Source organism: Mesorhizobium sp. M2E.F.Ca.ET.219.01.1.1 (assembly GCF_004016445.2).
GTDB lineage: Bacteria > Pseudomonadota > Alphaproteobacteria > Rhizobiales > Rhizobiaceae > Mesorhizobium.
The window spans coordinates 396970-415763 of record NZ_SADT02000003.1 but is presented as its reverse complement, the minus strand read 5'-3'; the positions used below and the strand labels follow the sequence as shown (position 1 = coordinate 415763).

General features: G+C 62.9%; 18 protein-coding genes and 1 tRNA gene. 15 read left to right on the top strand and 4 right to left on the bottom strand.

What is annotated here, in order from left to right; all coding sequences use genetic code 11:
• The first annotated feature begins 81 nt into the window (after positions 1-81).
• From EN862_RS36870 to EN862_RS36590, 3 genes are all read left to right on the top strand, one after another.
• On the top strand, positions 82-1245 hold the full coding sequence (locus EN862_RS36870) for a GGDEF domain-containing protein (protein WP_245455339.1): 1164 nt from the start codon (positions 82-84) through the stop codon (positions 1243-1245).
• Positions 1239-1904, top strand: coding sequence for an EAL domain-containing protein (locus tag EN862_RS36865; protein ID WP_245454739.1), 666 nt, complete (start codon positions 1239-1241; stop codon positions 1902-1904). Before EN862_RS36870 ends, EN862_RS36865 begins: the two co-directional genes overlap by 7 nt.
• A gap of 842 nt (positions 1905-2746) precedes the next feature.
• On the top strand, positions 2747-3034 hold the full coding sequence (locus EN862_RS36590; RefSeq protein ID WP_127421407.1) for a hypothetical protein: 288 nt from the start codon (positions 2747-2749) through the stop codon (positions 3032-3034).
• Between the two features lie 324 nt (positions 3035-3358).
• Here EN862_RS36590 and EN862_RS19300 read toward each other — a convergent pair whose 3' ends face one another.
• Positions 3359-4681 (bottom strand): integrase, encoded by a 1323-nt coding sequence (locus tag EN862_RS19300; protein WP_126057794.1) that lies wholly within the window; start codon positions 4679-4681, stop codon positions 3359-3361.
• 114 nt (positions 4682-4795) lie between these two features.
• Positions 4796-4885 (bottom strand) — tRNA-Ser (locus EN862_RS19295).
• Between the two features lie 326 nt (positions 4886-5211).
• Between EN862_RS19295 and EN862_RS19290 the strand changes: the two genes are divergently transcribed.
• The 3 genes from EN862_RS19290 to EN862_RS19280 all read left to right on the top strand — a co-directional run bounded on the left by EN862_RS19290 (position 5212) and on the right by EN862_RS19280 (position 6991).
• On the top strand, positions 5212-5907 hold the full coding sequence (locus EN862_RS19290) for a 50S ribosomal protein L21 (RefSeq protein ID WP_127865507.1): 696 nt from the start codon (positions 5212-5214) through the stop codon (positions 5905-5907).
• Positions 5908-6007: 100 nt separating this feature from the next.
• A complete protein-coding gene (gene rpmA, locus EN862_RS19285; RefSeq protein WP_040991608.1) occupies positions 6008-6277 on the top strand; it encodes a 50S ribosomal protein L27 in 270 nt (89 codons plus the stop codon).
• 126 nt (positions 6278-6403) lie between these two features.
• Positions 6404-6991 (top strand): GNAT family protein, encoded by a 588-nt coding sequence (locus EN862_RS19280; protein ID WP_127865508.1) that lies wholly within the window; start codon positions 6404-6406, stop codon positions 6989-6991.
• Positions 6992-7174: 183 nt separating this feature from the next.
• Here the strand turns inward: EN862_RS19280 and EN862_RS19275 are convergent, their stop codons facing one another.
• Positions 7175-8038, bottom strand: coding sequence for an endonuclease/exonuclease/phosphatase family protein (locus EN862_RS19275; protein ID WP_127865509.1), 864 nt, complete (start codon positions 8036-8038; stop codon positions 7175-7177).
• A 149-nt stretch (positions 8039-8187) separates the two neighbouring features.
• On the opposite strand from EN862_RS19275, the gene obgE reads away from it, so the two are divergent.
• From obgE to EN862_RS19245, 5 genes are all read left to right on the top strand, one after another.
• Positions 8188-9219 carry a GTPase ObgE gene (obgE, locus tag EN862_RS19270; protein ID WP_127865510.1) on the top strand — a complete coding sequence of 344 codons (1032 nt, stop codon included), beginning with the start codon at positions 8188-8190 and terminating at the stop codon, positions 9217-9219.
• A gap of 2 nt (positions 9220-9221) precedes the next feature.
• A complete protein-coding gene (gene proB, locus EN862_RS19265; RefSeq protein ID WP_127865511.1) occupies positions 9222-10361 on the top strand; it encodes a glutamate 5-kinase in 1140 nt (379 codons plus the stop codon).
• A gap of 31 nt (positions 10362-10392) precedes the next feature.
• The gene (locus EN862_RS19260; protein ID WP_127865836.1) at positions 10393-11679 is read left to right on the top strand and encodes a glutamate-5-semialdehyde dehydrogenase; all 1287 of its coding nucleotides are present in this window, start codon (positions 10393-10395) and stop codon (positions 11677-11679) included.
• 249 nt (positions 11680-11928) lie between these two features.
• Positions 11929-12516 carry a nicotinate-nucleotide adenylyltransferase gene (locus EN862_RS19250; RefSeq protein ID WP_127302842.1) on the top strand — a complete coding sequence of 196 codons (588 nt, stop codon included), beginning with the start codon at positions 11929-11931 and terminating at the stop codon, positions 12514-12516.
• 91 nt (positions 12517-12607) lie between these two features.
• A complete protein-coding gene (locus EN862_RS19245; RefSeq protein ID WP_127865513.1) occupies positions 12608-13894 on the top strand; it encodes an MFS transporter in 1287 nt (428 codons plus the stop codon).
• A gap of 5 nt (positions 13895-13899) precedes the next feature.
• Here EN862_RS19245 and EN862_RS19240 read toward each other — a convergent pair whose 3' ends face one another.
• Entirely contained in the window at positions 13900-14751 is an 852-nt protein-coding gene (locus EN862_RS19240) for a mechanosensitive ion channel domain-containing protein (protein WP_127865514.1), read from the bottom strand.
• Positions 14752-14995: 244 nt separating this feature from the next.
• Between EN862_RS19240 and rsfS the strand changes: the two genes are divergently transcribed.
• The 4 genes from rsfS to EN862_RS19220 all read left to right on the top strand — a co-directional run bounded on the left by rsfS (position 14996) and on the right by EN862_RS19220 (position 18730).
• Positions 14996-15373, top strand: coding sequence for a ribosome silencing factor (gene rsfS, locus EN862_RS19235; RefSeq protein WP_127865515.1), 378 nt, complete (start codon positions 14996-14998; stop codon positions 15371-15373).
• A 62-nt stretch (positions 15374-15435) separates the two neighbouring features.
• Positions 15436-15918 carry a 23S rRNA (pseudouridine(1915)-N(3))-methyltransferase RlmH gene (gene rlmH / locus EN862_RS19230; RefSeq protein ID WP_127865516.1) on the top strand — a complete coding sequence of 161 codons (483 nt, stop codon included), beginning with the start codon at positions 15436-15438 and terminating at the stop codon, positions 15916-15918.
• A 144-nt stretch (positions 15919-16062) separates the two neighbouring features.
• Positions 16063-17397: a murein hydrolase activator EnvC gene (locus tag EN862_RS19225; RefSeq protein WP_127865517.1), complete on the top strand. Its 1335-nt coding sequence runs from the start codon at positions 16063-16065 to the stop codon at positions 17395-17397.
• Between the two features lies 1 nt (position 17398).
• A complete protein-coding gene (locus tag EN862_RS19220; protein WP_189401841.1) occupies positions 17399-18730 on the top strand; it encodes a S41 family peptidase in 1332 nt (443 codons plus the stop codon).
• The last annotated feature ends 64 nt before the right edge of the window (positions 18731-18794 follow it).

The window sequence follows — 18794 nt, the reverse complement described above, 5'->3', positions numbered from 1 at the left end:
AGCCTTGGAAAAGAAGATCCGCTGGAGGCGAGAATCCTTCAGGACCAGCTCGCTGATCTGAGGGCAGGCCTTTTCGTCTCAATGCCGATAAGCATTGTGCTGTCCGGGCTGATTTTGACCGTGCAGGCCCTTTCCGGGAACGGTCTTGCTGGCGCGGCCTGGTTTTCGGTCGTTAATGCGATAAATGCCGCCCGCCTTGCACTCGCCCGTCATCAGCTGAAGGAACCCGGAGTCCAGGATGATCTGACACGGGTTTGGCTGCGGCTTCGCTGGTTTGGCAGGCTTGCTCTTCTGGCGGGATTCACCTGGTCATTCCTTGCCATCCTAACGGCTGGATACACGACGTCTCAAGCATCGCTGCATCTAATAATTCTGGCGGGCATTTCAGCTGGCGCGGTCACGTACGGCAGCTCATATGCTGCGGCAGCGATATGCTTCATCACACCGCCACTCCTCATTGCCGCCGCATGTTTGCTGACGAAGGGAGCCCCGGAAAACTACATTCTGGCTTTTGCCGTCCTGCTTTTCGAGGGCGGCCTGGTTCGATCCTCGTTCGTTGGACAAGCGCGCTTCCGTGACGCGAGCCGCCTGAGACATCAAGCCGAGCGGCTTGCCGCGGAAATGGAGCGCAATTCCAGGGAGGACCATCTTACCGCGCTCCTCAACAGGCGGGGCCTCGAACATGCAATCGATCAGTTTGAGAACACCGATGGACCCTTTGTGGCCATGCTGATTGATCTGGACGGGTTCAAATCTGTCAACGGTACCTACGGTCACAGAACGGGTGACGAGCTGCTTGCCAGGATCGCCCGCCGAATAGAGGAAGAAGCACCGGAGGGCTCAACGCTCGCCCGCATCGGTGGGGATGAATTCGTGCTGGTTTTTTCTTCGCGAAAGAATTCTCCTTCTCCCACCAATCTCGCGTCCAATCTCATAGCCAAGCTTGCTCGCCCCTATCCTGGGATCGCATCCGTCCGCATTGGAGCGTCTATAGGAATCTACTTGGCTGAAAACCCCGGACTGACGGAAATGTTGTTGCGGGCCGACATCGCCCTTTACACAGCTAAGCGCCGCGGCAGGAATGAATTTTGTCTGTTCGGTGCCGAGCTAGCCCGGGAACTGCAACGCCGCCAGTCAATCGAACGCGATCTTCATTCGGCGATAACGATGAGAAGCTTGGTCGCTTGGTTTCAGCCAATCGTAAGACTCGAAACTGAAGCGTCGTCGGTTTTGAAGCCTTGCTAAGATGGTCTCACCCGCTTCACGGTCCCATTTCTCCGCCCGAGATCATGACAGCGGCACGCGAAACTGGAATGCTTCAGCTGCTAACTCAAACGGTATTCGCCGACTGTTGCGCTCTTATCGAGGGCTTGGTCAAAGCTGACCGTCGTGATGTTCGTGTGGCGATGAATGTTTCACCGCGCGAGTTGGAAGCTGGCGATATTGACGAGATGATTCTTAATGGTCTGGCGGCAAAAGACCTCCCTGCAACGATGTTCGACATCGAGATTACCGAAGAAGCCCCAGTGGATCCGGACAGAGTGGATGAAAAGCTCGGCCAGCTTTCACATGCTGGCATTTCTATCGCGCTCGAGGACTTCGGCACCGGTTTTTCGACGTTGGCATCGCTCAAGGACAGTCGGATCAGGAAAGTGAAAATAGATCAGGGCTTCATTCGCGGCTTAGCCAAGTCCCGGGAGAATCGGCTGCTTGTCAAAGCGGTGATTGACCTTGGTAGGACGCTCGGGATCGAGGTCATGGCCGAGGGCGTTGAAACAGAGGCAGATCGGCAAACTCTGTACAAGCTTGGCTGCAGAACCGCGCAGGGCTTCCTGTTCTCTAAGGCAGTGCCTCTCCATTTGGCACTTGATTCGGTAGTAAAAGAGCACGCGAAGGAGTTGTGACCGGCCTCTCCGTCCGTGCTGCTCGCGGAACTTTCATGTGGGGTGGACCTGACGCGCGAAAGCCGTTTCGGACGGTAGAGTTATTACGGGGGCGAAACTGAGCACGTGGTTTGGATAGCAGCAATCCGGTCCACCGGCGCACATGCAGCGGCTTCATACAAGCGTTCAAGTTGCGAGATGAGCTTGAGTGAACGACGTCGGAGAATTGCGTCCCTTGGACGCTGGTTTCGCGGTTCCCGTAGGATTCGATTACGGGAAGCGTTCTTGGCTGCTTCTCGGCTCAGCGCTCATCTGGATGAACAACGTACCCGCGGTCAAGGTTTTCGCGACCTCAACCCAGTCACCATCCCGCAACAGCAGCGGTCGGGTCCTGATCAAGCGCTCAGCCTCAGCACAGGTGCTGGAGCAACGGTAGAGCGCGGAAAACGTGTATCGGAATGCGCTGGCTCACCATAGGAAGCTGCCACGGCATGTCGAATGTCCCCAGGGGGCGGGACCGTTCCCTTGCATTTGTCTCGATGACGGGCTCTCAAAGCTAAAGCCAAGAGAGCTTTATAAAAATCGCACCCGATCGGCTGCGCAACGACGACCAGCTGAGGCCCGATCGGGTGCTAAGGTCGTGCCAAAAAAGGCGCGTCACTGTCGCATTTCTAGCCGGCTTGCGATCGGACGTCATCTCTTGGCGATCGTTGCCCCTTCTCTCAAATGCGCTTAGCGGCGCCGACGGCGAATAGCGCAAGCTTTTCCACCCGTTTCTACTCCACTACCGAGACTCGTCACCAACCTCCTTTTATTCGCTTCCATATGGCCCATCCTGTCTCCAATCGAGGAGGAGCGCGAACATGGGCCAAGCCGTAGAACGTCTCAGTCTCGGGAATTCTTCTGCTCGCCAAACTGCCGTTGTCACCGGCACCATATTTGGCAGGGTGACAGTGAACGACAAGATATCAGGCGTTCTTGTCTGGGCTGAACTATGCTTGCAAGCCATAACCCAAAAATCGCCGATCCCTTTGAATTCGAGCCGGATGAATGGGTGTTTCAAAATTTTTGGCGGTTTTAGGCAGAACCCTCCGATGGCCCGCGTACCGGTCAAGCTTCGTGAGCACTTTAGGTTCGTCGATCAGGCATAGGTTTGTATCCCATGCCACATGCTGGCCGTTTGCCTAGTTCGGAAGCCCTCGAGAGGCGTTGCTCGTCTTGGTATGGCGTCGCCCCTTTTTCCGATCCATCGGCCACGGAGCTAGAATGCTGTCTAGCTGTTGCCGCCTACTTGGTCATCCGGCATGGAGATGCCTATATACCGACCTTCGAAAGGCTGGAATACGAGGTCGAACAAATGCGGCGGAAGCTCGGAAATCGCGAGCGAGCGCAGCGCGTGCTGGCCACGCTCAACCTAAATGGCTCGGACAGCTGGAGCCGTGAGGTTGGTTCTCAAGGCCTGGATGGCGCCGCAATCACATTCGCCCGGGCGGGGTAAAAGCGATTTTTTGAAGCCACTCGCGCTTTTGCGCTAACGAAGGTCCCGCGCCGTATTTGGGCCGGATCCATTTGTGGCCCATCAGAGAAGCAATTACCTTCTCCGGCGCCTCAACTGCCGTCAGCCGGTCCTCGAAAGTGTGTCGCAGGCTATAAAGACTATGCTCGGAAGTCGGCAGAAGTTCCTTGCTGGCGAGCACCTTGTTGACGAGCGCTGAAAGTGACGCGGCCTTGTCGCGATAACGAGGAAAGCCGTCCGGATGGAGCTTGATGGCTGCAAGTGCGCCGCCAACCAAGGGAATGTCACGGGCTGAATGACCGGTCTTCAAGCGACGGCCATTGGGGCGCACCCGCACATGCGGGATTTCTTGATCGAGGTGGATTGTTTCGGTGGTGAGGTTTGCCGCTTCAGAAAGCCTGAGTCCGGTATCGGCAATCACATAGATTAGATGGCGGGCTTCGTCATTGAGTCCGTCGAGCGCGCCTTCAGCGAGTATCTTCTCCTGAATGAACTCCGCTGTGAACGCAGCGCGTTGCCCGGGGACGGCGCCGGAAAGACGCAGGTTTCGAAAAACCGGCTCCAGCTTGAGCTGGTGAGTCAGATCGACGACGCGCAGCATTTTCGAAACATGGCCGATGTCCTTGTTGGCCGTACCGATATCAAGTCCATCCTCAACGATCCGCTTTTGCCACCACTCGCGGAACGCGATTGCGTCGTCCCGAGTGAGGCTTGCGATCTCCTTGTCGCCAATGACTCCAACCAGATTGGCAACTGCGCGCTTTTTGGGGTTACGCCATTTCTTGATTTGGTTAGGCGACATGGTCAGCAAGTTCTGTTGCTCGATCGTCTCGAATTCCTTGATAAGACCGCTCAGGCGGACCGCTGGCCGCTTCTCCCCACCCATGACGGCCGAGACGTCCTGCGCGTCCTCGATCGATTTTTTGTCGAGGAGCAGCTTGATACGGGCCATGAGTTCGTCGAGCGGCCCCGCTGCTAGTTCCTCGTTAGAGCGATAGGCCAATCCAAATGACCGCGCGCGCTTCCTCGCGGCTTCGAAACGCAGCCCCGCCTCGGCGGATTGGCCTTCCCGCAGTCTACGCCAATACGCCTCCAGCCCCGCGCCGAGGCTTTGCACTGCATCTCGCGCCCGTACACCGCGGGGATCGTCAGCCACGGCGACGCCCGTGGAAATGCGTACTAGGCAGCGGCGATCAAACGCCGCGAATTCCTTCGGCACCCTGCGGACGAGATACCAGATGCCTTCACGTTTATGCGGCTTTGGCGCTGCGGAACGTCGCATTATCTTTCTCTAATGTTACACAGTTTGTTACACAGTCTAAGATAAGTTTCGCTTCGCGCTGGTCAAGCGCAACAAGGAAGCTTTTGAAAGGAAACGATTATTATGGAAGCTAAATGGCGGAGAGGGAGGGATTCGAACCCCCGATACCCTTGCGAGTATGCCGCATTTCGAGTGCGGTGCATTCGACCACTCTGCCACCTCTCCGCGAGGTCATGGTCGGCCGTTGCCGGCGCGGCGCACTAGATAACGGGTGGCTGCCGGAGATACAAGGCCCTATTCGAGCGAATTCCAGCTTCCTCGAATAGCGGCGGCGACGGGCCGGACCGATATTTGCCGGCAAGGCTGCTCGGGTCTCTTCAGAGACAGGGCCGTTTGCCTTGACTCCAGCGCAACCTTCGGTTAGGGACAGCCCGCATTCGGCGTGGAGGCTCTTCCGCGCCGCTTGTTTTTTGAACCCGCAGACTGACAAAAAGACGGCCGAACCGCCCGAGGCGGTTCATCGAGGCCGACCGAACAGCGAAAGGCAAAAAATGTTCGCAGTCATCAAAACGGGCGGCAAGCAGTATCGCGTCGCCGCCAACGATCTCCTGAAGATCGAGAAGCTCGAAGCCAAGGTCGGCGATATCGTCGAGATCGGCAATGTGCTCGCGCATGGCGAGGGCGAGAATGTCACCTTCGGCGCGCCGTTCGTCGATGGCGCTCTGGTCACGGCGGAGGTCGTCGAGCAGGGCAAGAACCGCACCGTCATCGCTTTCAAGAAGCGCCGCCGCCAGAATTCGCGCCGCAAGATCGGCCACCGCCAGCTTCTGACCACCGTCCGGATCGCCGAGATCCTGCTGGGTGGCGCCAAGCCGTCGAAGAAGGCCGCCGCGAAGTCGGAAGCCAAGGCAGAGGCCAAGGCTGAAGTCGCCGCCGAGGCGAAGGCCGAGTCCGCTCCGAAGGAGCCGAAGGCCAAGAAGGAAGCCAAGGCTGAGGCCGCTGCCGGCGAAGAGGCGAAGGCCGCGCCGCTGTTCAAGGCGCCGAAGGGCGAGCCGGACGACCTGACCGTGATCAAGGGCATCGGCCCGGTCGCGGCGAAGGACCTCGCCGAGCAGGGCATCGTCACCTTCGCGCAGCTCGCCAAGCTCAGCGACAAGGATGTCGCCAAGATCGACGAGCACATGCCGTTCAGCGCCGACCAGATCAAGGACTGGCGCGAGCAGGCCAAGGAACTGGCGAAGAAGTAATTTTTCCGGCGACGATCGTCGCCGGTACGGGACTTGAAACGGAACGCGAACGCGTTCATAAGACCATTCAAGCGCCTCAGGGCGCATCGGAGTTAATCAAATGGCACACAAGAAAGCTGGCGGTTCGTCGCGCAATGGTCGCGATTCGCACTCCAAGCGTCTGGGCGTGAAGAAGTTCGGCGGCGAAGCCGTCGTCGCCGGCAACATCATCATTCGTCAGCGCGGCACGCAATGGCATCCGGGCACCAATGTTGGCATGGGCACGGACCACACCCTTTTTGCGCTCGAAGCCGGCGCAGTCACCTTCAACAAGAAAGCCAACGGCCGAACCTACGTATCGGTGAACCCGATTACCAAAGCAGCGGAGTAGCCGGTTCCGCACCATAACACCGGCGCCCATCTCGGGAACCGGTGTCTGGCCAGGCCAGGAAAAGGATCAGGAGAGATGGGCTCGCCCTCTCTCCTTTTTCATTTTTTCTTGCCCTGGAGGACTAAAATGGTTGCCGAAGCGGAAGATACCGAAGACGAAAGTTACGCGATCGATTGCCCGGCGCTGGCCACCGAGCGGCTGGTCATGCGCGCCCCGCGCGAGAGCGATCTCGAGCAACTCGTCACGCTTGCCGACAACCGACATGTCGCCGAAATGCTGGCCCGCATGCCGCACCCCTACGGCGAGACCGAGGGCCGCACCTTCCTTGCCATGGCGGCGTCGCGGCGCGCCGGCATCGTCTATGCCCTGACGCTCAAGGACAGCGGCACCTTCGTCGGCTGCGCCGGGCTCAACACGACCGATCGCGGGCTGGAGCTCGGCTACTGGATCGGCGAGCCTTTCTGGAAGCGCGGCTACGCGACGGAGGCCGCGCATGCGCTGGTCGACCTCGCCTTCCAGCGGACCTCGATCCAGGTGCTGCATGCCTCGACCCGGGTGATCAATCCGGCCTCGCGGCGGGTCATCCACAAATGCGGCTTCCAGTATGCCGGCCAGGGCATGTTGAACTCGATCGTCGCCGGCCAGGTGCCTGTCGAGCGTTACCGCTTGGATCGCAAGACGTGGAACAGTCTTCGCAACTGGATCCACTATTGATCGGTGCTTCGGAAGGTTGAGCGGCGCGCCCTCACCCGGATTGCCAGCCGAATTGCGAAGAGCAATTCGGGGCAATCCGACCTCTCCCCAAGGGGAGAGGAGCAGGTAAGCGCCGGCGGCAACCTCTTCTCCCCTCGGGGAGAAGGTGGCCGCGAAGCGGCCGGGTGAGGGGGAGTCCGGAGCTCAACTCAGCTCGGCCCAGAGCGGCAGATGATCCGACCCGACCGCTTGGCGGTCGGACCACAGGCGCTTCAGCGATCTGGCGAGCGAGGCGCTGGTGAAAATGTAGTCGATGCATTTGTGGCGGCTCTTGTCGGCCGGGCGGTCGGGGTCGACCCAGGTGATGAGGTCGGCAACCGCCAGACGCTGGGCGACGTCGACGGCGAGATCGGCGGTCAGCGGCATGCCGAACTCATGATCCGGACGGCCGGCAAGCTCGACATATTCGGGCGAGCCCGGCAGCATGTTGAAGTCGCCCATGACGATGAAGGCTTCCGGGTAGGGCAGGTCCGGCAGACCGATCTCGGGGATGCCCGACAGGCCGCCGCCTTCCAGCGCATAGTTCAGGAGGCGCTGGCGCAGGAAACGGATCTGGCCCTGGCGCTCGACCGGGCTGCGGTGGTCGAGATGGGTGGAATAGAAGCGGATGAAGCCGAGCGGCGTCTCGATCAGCGCCTCCAGCGCGCCGCGCTGGAAGTTCATGGTCTCGAGGCTGCGGCTGCGCGGCAGAAGGAGATTGCGCGACAGATGGATGGGCGTCTTCGACAGCACCATGTTGCCGAGCTGGAAGGAGGTCGAGACGGCGCGGCCGTTCTCCAGCCGCGAGCCGATATTGACCTCGAAATTGCTGCCATAGGCGGCAAAATAGTCGGGCAGCGCCTCGCCGATCTCGGCCACCATGTCACGACCGCCGTTGCGCGGATTGTTGCGGGTCACTTCCTGCAGCGCGACGACATCGGCGCCGCGTACCGCGTCGGCGATACGGCCGACATCGTATTTGCCGTCGAGGCCGATGCCGTATTGGATGTTGTAGGTGACGATCTTCATTTCCGCGCCCCTCCAATCACGTCCCCGCAACAGTGCTACCGCGTCCCCGGCTAAAGGGCATCCGGCGCTTTAGTCGCAAATCGGCCTCGCGCTGTGCCGCACCTTGGTTTAGAGCAATCCCGCAAGCGCAATAGCAGAAACTCGAAACGATGAAATTCCTCGACCAGGCCAAAGTTTATATCCGCTCCGGCGACGGCGGCGCCGGATCGGTGTCGTTCCGGCGTGAGAAATTCATCGAGTTCGGCGGCCCGGACGGCGGCGACGGCGGCCGCGGCGGCGATGTCTGGGCGGAAGCGGTCGACGGACTGAACACGCTGATCGACTATCGCTACCAGCAGCATTTCAAGGCCAAGACCGGCATGCATGGCATGGGCCGCAACATGACCGGAGCTAAAGGCGCCGACATTACGCTGAAAGTGCCCGCCGGCACGCAGATCTTCGCCGAGGACAATGAGACGCTGATCTGCGACCTGACCGTGGTCGGCCAGCGCTTCCTGCTTGCCAAGGGCGGCAATGGCGGCTTCGGCAACCAGCATTTCAAGACCTCGACCAACCAGGCGCCACGCCGCGCCAATCCCGGCCTGCCTGGCGAGGAGCTCAGCATCTGGCTGAGATTGAAGCTGATCGCGGATGCCGGCCTGGTCGGCATGCCCAATGCTGGCAAATCGACCTTCCTTGCCGCAGTCACCGCCGCCAAGCCGAAGATCGCCGATTATCCGTTCACGACGCTCTATCCCGGCCTTGGCGTCGCCCGCATCGACGGCCGTGAATTCGTGCTCGCCGACATTCCCGGCCTGATCGAGGGCGCGCATGAGGGCGTTGGCATCGGCGACCGCTTCCTCGGCCATGTCGAGCGCACGCGCGTGCTGCTGCATCTGGTCTCGGCGCAGGAGGAAAACCCGGGCAAGGCCTACAAGACGGTGCGCGCCGAGCTCGAAGCCTACGGCCATGGTCTGGCGGAGAAAGCCGAGATCGTCGCGCTCAGCCAGGTCGACATCCTCGACCCGGACGCCCGCAAGAAGAAGACGGCCTCGCTGAAGCGTGCCGCCGGTCGCGCGCCGATGCTTGTCTCGGCCGTCACCGGCGAAGGCGTCGAGGCGGTGCTGCGGGCTCTGATGGCGGTGGTCTCAGAGGCGCGCGACGCCGTGCCCGCTCCTGTCGAGACGCGCTGGCAGCAATGACCATGAAGTCGCTCAAATCCTACAAGCGCATCACGGTGAAGATCGGCTCGGCGCTGCTCGTCGACCGGACGACGGGCTTGAAGCGCGATTGGCTGGCCGCGCTTGCCGACGACATCGCGGTGCTGGCCAGTGCCGGCGCGGAAGTGCTGGTCGTGTCGTCCGGCGCCATCGCGCTCGGCCGCACCATTCTCGGTCTCGGCAAGCGCGCGCTGAAGCTCGAGGAGAGCCAGGCGGCGGCAGCCGTCGGCCAGATCGCGCTTGCCGGCGCCTGGTCGGACGCGCTCGGCAAGGACGGGCTGAAGTCCGGCCAGATCCTTTTGACCCTCGGCGACACCGAGGAACGTCGCCGCTACCTCAACGCGCGCGCGACGATCTCGACGCTGCTCAAGATGAAGGCGGTGCCGGTCATCAACGAGAACGACACGGTGGCGACCTCGGAAATCCGCTATGGCGACAATGACCGGCTGGCGGCGCGGGTGGCGACGATGATGGGCGCTGATCTGCTGGTGCTGCTTTCCGACATTGACGGGCTCTACACCGCGCCGCCGGCGAAGGACCCGCAGGCAAAGTTCATTCCGGTGGTCGATCGCATCACGCCCGACATCGAGGCGATGGCGGGCGCCGCCGCATCCGAGCTGTCGCGCGGCGGCATGCGGACAAAGCTCGACGCCGGCAAGATCGCCAATGCCGCCGGCACGGCGATGATCATCACCTCGGGCACCAGGCTCTCTCCGCTGATGGCGATCGAGCGCAGCGAGCGCGCGACCTTCTTCAAGCCGAGCGCCAATCCGGTGAAGGGCTACAAGACCTGGATCGCCGGGCAGCTCGAGCCGGCCGGCCGGCTCACGGTCGATGCCGGCGCCATAGGCGCGCTGAAATCGGGCAAGTCGCTGCTGCCGGCCGGCGTGAAGCTGGTCAGCGGGAATTTCTCGCGCGGCGACACGGTGGCGATCCTGTCGCCCGAAGGCCGCGAGATCGCGCGCGGGCTGGTTGCGTATGACGCCGCCGATGCCGTAAGGATCGCGGGTCTGAAGACGGCCGAGATCGAAAATGTGCTCGGCTACGAGGCGCGTTCGGCGATGATCCATCGCGACGACCTTGTGGTAAGCGTCGCCGGCGACCACGTATTGGCCGACGACTAAGGCTTGACCGACGACGAGGCGGAGGATGACCATGCTGAAGCTGCATGAAAAATCCAGCGAAGACACGGTGGCGCTGATGGCCGATATCGGCCGCCGCGCACGCGCCTCCGCCCGACAGTTGGCTATCGCCTCCACCAAGGCCAAGAATGCCGCGCTTGTCGCCATGGCCGACGCGATCCTGCGCAACGAGCAGGCGATTCTCGACGCCAATGCCATCGACATGTCGAATGGCGAGGAGGCCGGCCTGTCCGGTTCCTTCATGGACCGGCTGAAGCTTAACGCCTTGCGCATCAAGGCGATGGCCGACGGCATTCGCGAGATTGCCGCGCTCAAGGATCCGGTCGGCGACGTCATCGCCCAATGGGACCGGCCGAACGGGCTGCATATCGAGCGCGTGCGCACGCCGCTCGGTGTCATCGGCGTCATCTATGAGAGTCGCCCGAATGTGACGGCGGATGCCGGCGCGCTCTGTCTCAAGGCCGGCAATCCGGTGATCCTGCGCGGCGGCTCGGATTCGCTCAATTCTTCCTCGGCGATCCATGCCTGCATGGTCGAAGGGCTGAAGGCTGCCGGCCTGCCGCAGGATGCCATTCAATTGGTGCCGACCACCGATCGCGCCGCCGTCGGGGAGATGCTCAAAGGCTTAAGCGGCAATCTCGATGTCATCATCCCGCGCGGCGGCAAAAGCCTGGTCGGGCGCGTGCAGACCGAGGCGCGGGTGCCGGTCTTCGCGCATCTCGAAGGCATCTGCCATCTCTATATCGACCGTTCGGCCGATCTCGACATGGCGGTGAAGATCGCGGTCAACGCCAAGATGCGGCGCACCGGCGTTTGCGGCGCCGCCGAGACGCTGCTGGTCGACCGCGCTGTGGCCGCCACGCATCTGGTGCCGATCCTGGAAGCGCTGCGCGCCGCCGGCTGCGAGATCCATGCCGACCAAGAGGTGCTTAAGGCTTTCTCCGAAGCCAGCCCGGCGACCGACGCCGACTGGGTGACGGAATATCTCGATGCCATCATCGCGGTGAAACTGGTCGACGGCGTCGCCGGCGCAATCGAGCATATCGAGACCTTCTCGTCGCACCACACTGAGGCGATCATCGCCGAGGACGCCCAAGCGGTCGAAAAATTCTTCAACGAGATCGACTCGGCGATCCTGCTGCACAACGCCTCGACACAGTTCGCCGATGGTGGCGAGTTCGGCATGGGCGCCGAGATCGGCATCGCCACCGGCAAGATGCATGCGCGCGGGCCGGTCGGCGTCGAGCAGCTCACTTCGTTCAAATACCGCGTGCGCGGCTCGGGGCAGGTGAGGCCTTGATGTCGCTTGCCTTAAGGGGCTGAAGCTTGCGCCCAGGCCCCCCTCTCTGGCCTGCCGGCCATCTCTCCCTCAAGGGGAGAGATTGGATGTCGCCTTGGCTTTCGCCAATCGCTGACGTTGAAGATTGGGCGCCGTCGGCGCAACTGCTGATCTCCCCCCTTGAGGGGGAGATGCCCGGCAGGGCAGAGAGGGGGGGCTAGCACCATGCTTTCCCTTTCTGAACCACCGGTTCCTTCGCGCTATCTCCGCATGCCCCACGCCGCGAGGGGCCTGACCGTCGGGCTCTTCGGAGGCTCATTCAATCCGCCGCATGCCGGACATGCGTTGGTCGCCGAGATCGCGCTGAGGCGTCTGGCGCTCGACCAGCTGTGGTGGATGGTGACGCCGGGCAATCCGCTGAAAAGCGCGCGCGAACTCGCGCCGCTTGCCGAGCGCATTGAGCTGTCCGAAAAGATCGCCAGGAATCCCAGGATCAAGGTCACGGCCTTCGAAGCGGCGCAGCATGTGCGCTATACCGCCGACACCCTGGCCCTGGTCAAGGCGCGCAACCCGGGCGTCGATTTCGTCTGGATCATGGGCGCGGACTCCTTGCGCGACTTCCACCGCTGGCAGCGCTGGCGCGAGATCGTGCTGACCTTCCCGATCGCGGTCATCGATCGTCCGGGCGCGACGCTCTCCTTCCTGTCGTCGGTGGTCGCCAAGACCTTCGACTATGCCCGCATCGACGAGGGCGACGCGCCGCTGCTTGCCCGCATGCAGGCGCCGGCCTGGACCTTCATCCACGGGCCGCGTTCGTCGCTGTCGTCCACGGCGATCCGCAAGGCCGCGAAGGGCTGAGCGCCCTCCTTCCCCACAAGGGGGAAGGGAAGGCCTGTGATGTCGCTTTTGCGGCGGCCTTTTGCTCTCCGGTAAGCGATGTTGACAAGCGATGCTGGAGAAAAACCCCACCACGACCGATGCCGTCCGCGCCGAACAACCGGCGCCGCTGATCGCCATTGCCAGCGTTATCGTGTCGATGGCGCTGATCGCGATCGGCAATGGGCTGATGTTCGCCTATATCCCGGTGCGGCTCGGCGCCGACGGGTTCGACCCGACCTGGGCGGGTCTGATCGTCACCGGGCTTTCGGCCGGCGGACTGGCCGGCTGCATCCTGACCGGGCCGCTGGTCCGGCGCGTCGGCCACGCCCGCGCCTTCATGGTGCTCTCGGCGCTGATCGCGCTTTCCAACGCGGCGATTGGCGCCGGGCCGATCCCGCTTCTGTGGATCGCCGCGCGGGCGCTTTACGGCTTTGCCATCTGCGGGCTGTTCATCGTCGCGCAGAGCTGGCTGAACGATGCCTTGCCCAATTCGATCCGCGGCCGGGTGATGGCGGTGTTCTACGTCGCCTATATCGCTGGGCTGGGCGTGGGTTACGCGACGCTCGCGGCCGTCGACATCCACACGGCCGCAGCGTCGCTGATCGGCATCACCTTCACCGCGCTCTCCATCCTGCCGGTCGGCATGACCAGGCTTGCGCAGCCGCCGGCGCCGCAGGCCGCGTCGGTCGCGCTGCGCCGCGCCTGGCGAATCTCGCCGGTCGGCGTCGCCGGCATGCTCGCCGTTGGCGGCCTGTCGATGATCGTTTCCGGCTTCGCGCCGATCCACGCCACCGCCAAGGGCTACAGCCAGGCCGACGTGGCGCTGCTGTTGTCGGCGATGCCGGTCGGCACGCTGATCCTGCAGATTCCGCTCGGCTGGATTTCCGACCGCACCGACCGGCGCTACGTGCTGGCGGGCGCGGCGGCGCTGGCGGTCGTCGCCAGCACCTTGGCCATCGTCTTCGACGGCGGCGCGCTGATGGCGCTGGTGGTGATCTATCTGATCTGGGACGGAGCGTCGGAATCGATTTACGCGCTCTCCAGCGCGCATGCCGCCGACCGCGCCGCCAAGGACGAGCTTCTGGCGCTGTCGAGCTCGATGCTCTTTGCCTGGTCGCTGGCCGGCTTCATCGTGCCCGGCATCGTCACGGCGCTTTCCGCCGTCTTCGGCACCGCCACCTTCATCTATGTCGGGATCGCGATCGCATCGGCCTTCTGCCTGTTCGTGCTGTGGCGCGTGACGGCGGGCCGGCCGACACCCGCGGCCACAAGCGGCAGTTTCGCGCCGATGTCGGCGCAGACGCCGCTGCCGGTTGAGCTTGCCTTCGCCCCGGACGAGAAGCCCCGGCAGGATTGAGGGGGCTACTGCTTGCGCGCTTCCGGCGCCGGCACTTCCGGCGGCGGCAGCGGGATCGAGATGCCTTCGCTGTCGAAGGCCTGCTTGGCGCGCTTGGTCATGTCGATCTGGGTCGAGAAATAGTCGGCGGCCGATGTCCAGTAGCGCAAGGTGAGCGAAACGGTCGCGTCGCCGAGACTAGCGATGAAGGCGATCGGAGGCGGTTCGCGCCGGATGCGCCTTTCGGCGCCGGCGATGGCAAGCAGCGTCTTCTGCCCGCGGTCGATATCGTTCCAGGAGCCGATGCTCAAGGTCACGTCGGTGCGGCGCACGCCGTTGCGGGTGAAATTGCGCACCGGCTGGTTCCACAGCGTCGAGTTGGGCGCCAATATGTAGACGCCTTCGGCGGTGCGCAGCTTGGTGGCGAAGAGGCCGATCTCCTCGATCGTGCCCGCGATCGCGCCGACCTCGACATTCTCACCGATGCGGAAGGGCCTCAGCGCCAGAAGCATGATGCCGGCGGCGATGTTCTGCAGCGTGCCCTGCAATGCCAGCCCGATGGCGAGGCCGGCAGCGCCGATCGCGGCGATGATGGAGGCCGTCTGCACGCCGAACTGGCCAAGCACCATGATGGTGACGAGGATCAGGATGGCGTAGCGCACGACCTGCGAGAAGAAATGCCGCAAGGTCTCGTCGAAGCCGTGGATGTGGCCGAGGCCGGCATAGATCGAGCGTTCGGCAAGCCCGGCGACCAGATAGCCGACAACCAAAAGGATCACGGCGCCGATGGCCGAGAAGGAATAGGAAACGATCAAGGTGCTGAGCTGGGCGAGCCCGGCCTGGATGGTGATGAGGGCGCTTTGCGGATCGGTGGGCATGGCGGGGATCCCGTTGGTCGGTGCGCCGATAACCCATGCGTCCGGGATCAGTTCCCCCTTTTCAGACACTCCTAAAACAGCGATCCGGACCGAGGCGCGGCCCAGGCGAAAGAGGCCGTCGTCTTGAAACTGCAACGGAACTCTGCCTATCTAAGTGGTGTCACCTGATTTGCAGGGTGATTTGGTTGTTCTTGTTGGGAAAGGAAACACACTGAGAACAGCACTGCGGAAGAAGGCTGATATCATGCCTTCGCCGGCCGGGATCAGCGGCAACGCCGCCGCGACCCTCGCCTTCGACACAGTCCTTGCCAGTCTGGAAGACTCCAAGGCCGAAAACATCGTCTCAATCGACATCCAGGGAAAATCGAGCCTCGGCGACTATATGGTCATCGCCTCGGGCCGATCGCACCGTCATGTCTCGGCTGTCGCCGATCATCTCCTCAAGGCGCTGAAAGATGCCGGTCTCGGCAATGCGCGCGTCGAGGGGCTGGCCAGCGCCGACTGGGTCCTGATCGATTCGGGCGACATCATCGTCCATGTCTTCCGCCCCGAAGTCCGCGAATTCTACAATCTCGAAAAGATGTGGCAGGCGCCGGACCTCGAGGAAGAGACCTTGCACTGAGCCTTGATCCGCGTGCCGTGAACCATCACGGTATGCGCTGAAACAAGCTCGCCGGGGCGAGGATGAAGATCACCGTTCATGCCGTGGGCCGGATGAAGACCGGCCCCGAGAGAGAACTCGCCGACCGCTATTTCGAGCGCTTTTCGAAGAGCGGGCCCGCGGTCGGGCTGGAATTTGCCGGCATCGTCGAGGTCCCCGAAAGCCGCGGACAGAGCGCCGACGAGCGCCGCCGCGAGGAAGCCCAGAAGCTGCAGGCCCAGTTGCAGGCCGGAACCGTTCTCATCCTGCTCGACGAACGCGGCAAGTCTGTCTCCTCGGAGGATCTGGCCGCGCGTATCGGCCAGTTGCGTGATGGCGGTCGCAAGGCGCTGGTCGTCGCCATCGGCGGCGCCGACGGCCATGACAAGGCCTTGCGCGATCAGGCCGACCTGGTGCTGTCCTTCGGCGCGCTGACCTGGCCGCACCAGCTGGTGCGGGTGATGCTGGGCGAGCAGCTTTATCGGGTCGCGACCATCCTGGCGGGTCATCCCTATCATCGCTCGTGAATGGCGCTTGCCATCTCCAAAAGCTGGGGATTGCTTATCCCGGCTCGGATTTTCGCCTCAAAGGCTGAACATCACTGCTGGAGTAGGGCGTTTCTAACATGGTTGATGGTTCGTTAACGAAGCGGCGGATAGGTTAGAGGCCTGATGTCTGAAGGCTGGTACCCGATCATGCGCACATGGCGCAGCCGCTGTGGCTTGACCCTTGTCGCCGCCGCGATCGCGCTCGGTCCGGTCCGGGCGGCCGAGAACACGCTCGACATGGCGCCCGATCCTGATCAGAGCCGGGCCGAGTACGAGCAGGTTTCCAAGGAAATCACGCTCTCGTCGGAAAGGCTGGCCAAGCTTGCCGCCGATATCGCCTCGGTGCGCAAGGATTATGCCTCGATCACCGCCGCGCTCATCCAGTCGGCGATGACCGAGCAGAAGCTCGGCCAGGACATCGAGGACATCGGCGCCAAGCTCGAAGGGCTGAAGGACGAGGAACAGAAGCTGCGCGCCTCGCTCATGGCGCGGCGCGACGTGCTGGCCGAGGTGCTCGGCGCGCTGCAGCGCATGGGGCTCAATCCGCCGCCGGCGATCCTGGTCAAGCCCGAGGACGCGCTGTCGTCGGTCCGCAGTGCCATCCTGCTCGGCGCCGTGGTGCCGGAACTGCGCCAGCAGACCGACCGGCTGATGGCCGATCTCAAGGAGCAGACAAGGGTGACGGCCTCGATCGAGGCCGAACGGGCCCGACTCACCACCGCCGTCACTGACCAGACGGCGGAGAAGAAGCGGCTCACAATGCTGCTCGAGGCCAAGAAAAAGCTGCAGGCCGACACCCAGACAGCGATCGCGGCCGAGCAGCGGCACTCGCAGGAATTGGCGGCGAAGGCGAGCAGCCTCAAGGACCTGATCGCCTCGCTCGAAGCCGACAAGGCGCGCAAGGCGCAGGACCAGGTCAAGGCAGGCGAGCGGAAGGCGACCGACAGCGACACGACGGCCTCGACGACCGAGCTTGCCGCGTTGCCGGTGCCGGAGGCCAACCGCCTCACGGGGTCGGCGCCGTTTTCGGCATTGCAAGGCCAGATCGCGCTGCCGGTCATCGGCAAGATCAAGCGGCGTTTCGGCACCGACGACGGCAATGGCGCGGCGATGCAGGGCGACATGGTTGCGACACAATCGGGGGCCATCGTCACCGCGCCGGTGGATGGAAACGTGCTTTATGCGGGGCCGTTTCGCTCCTATGGTCAACTCTTGATCCTCAATGCGGGCGATGGGTATCATGTCGTCCTGGCGGGGATGAGCAGAATCAGCGTCGCGACGGGACAGTCGGTGCTCGCGGGAGAGCCGATCGGCGCGATGGGAGAGGCCCGGGTGGCAAGCACCTCGGCCTCGCGGAATGAAAATTCGACGTCGGAACTCTATGTCGAGTTCCGCAAGGATGGAAAACCCGTCGATCCTGCCCCATGGTGGGCGGACCGATTCTCTGGAAGGACGTGAAATGATGCGGAAACTGTCGCTTCTGTTTGCCGGCGCGCTGATGGGCGCATCGGCAATGAGCCTGGTCTATGGCACACCGGGCTCGGCGGCGAACGCTGCGGGTTCGGAAACCTACAAGCAGCTGGCGATCTTCGGCGACATCTTCGAGCGCGTGCGCGCGAACTATGTGACGCCGCCGGACGACAAGTCACTGGTCGAGAACGCCATCAACGGCATGCTGGCCTCGCTTGACCCGCATTCCTCCTACATGAATGCCGAGCAGGCGCAGGACATGCGCGTGCAGACCAAGGGCGAGTTCGGCGGCCTCGGCATCGAGGTCACCATGGAAAACGACCTCGTCAAGGTGATCACGCCGATCGACGACACGCCGGCCGCCAAGGCGGGCGTGCTCGCCGGCGACTACATCGCCAAGATCGACGGCGAGGAGGTTCGCGGCCTCACCCTCAACGACGCGGTCGAGAAGATGCGCGGCCCGGTCAACACGCCGATCAAGCTCACCATCCTGCGCCAGGGTGCCGACAAGCCGATCGAACTGACGGTGGTGCGCGATATCATCAAGGTCAAGGCGGTGAAGTACCGGGTCGAGAACGACATCGGCTACATGAAGATCACCTCCTTCACCGAAAAGACCTATGACGATCTCGAGAACGCCATCGAGAACATCGAGAAGCAGGTGCCGAACGACAAGCTGAAGGGCTATGTGCTCGATCTGCGCCTCAATCCGGGCGGCCTGCTCGACCAGGCGGTGAGCGTCTCGGATGCCTTCCTCAAGCGCGGCGAGATCGTCTCGACGCGCGGCCGCGATCCGAAGGACGTCACTCGCTTCGACGCCAAGCCGAAGCAGGTCGACGACATCAACGGCAAGCCGATGATCGTGCTGGTCAATGGCGGTTCGGCGAGCGCCTCGGAAATCGTCGCCGGCGCGCTGCAGGATCTGCGCCGCGTCACGGTGGTCGGCACGCAGTCCTTCGGCAAGGGCTCGGTGCAGACCATCATCCCGCTCGGCGAGAATGGCGCGCTCAGGCTAACGACGGCGCTCTATTACACGCCGTCGGGCAAATCGATCCAGGGCAAGGGCATCACGCCCGACATCAAGGTCGACCAGCCGCTGCCGCCGGATCTGCAGGGCCGCGATCTGACCCGCGGCGAATCCGACCTCAAGGGCCACATCAAGGGCGCCGACGAGAGCTCCACCGGCTCGGGTTCGGCCGCCTATGTCCCGCCGGATCCGAAGGACGATTTACAGCTGATCTATGCCGAGCAGCTGCTGCGCGGCCAGAAGACCGACCCGGCCTTCCCGCCGAACCCGGACAAGGCCGTGCTGAACCAGTAAGGCCGTCGCGGCCGGAGGCAAGGCTCTGGCCGGCTGAGCGAAGCAATGCAATGCTGCCGGGACC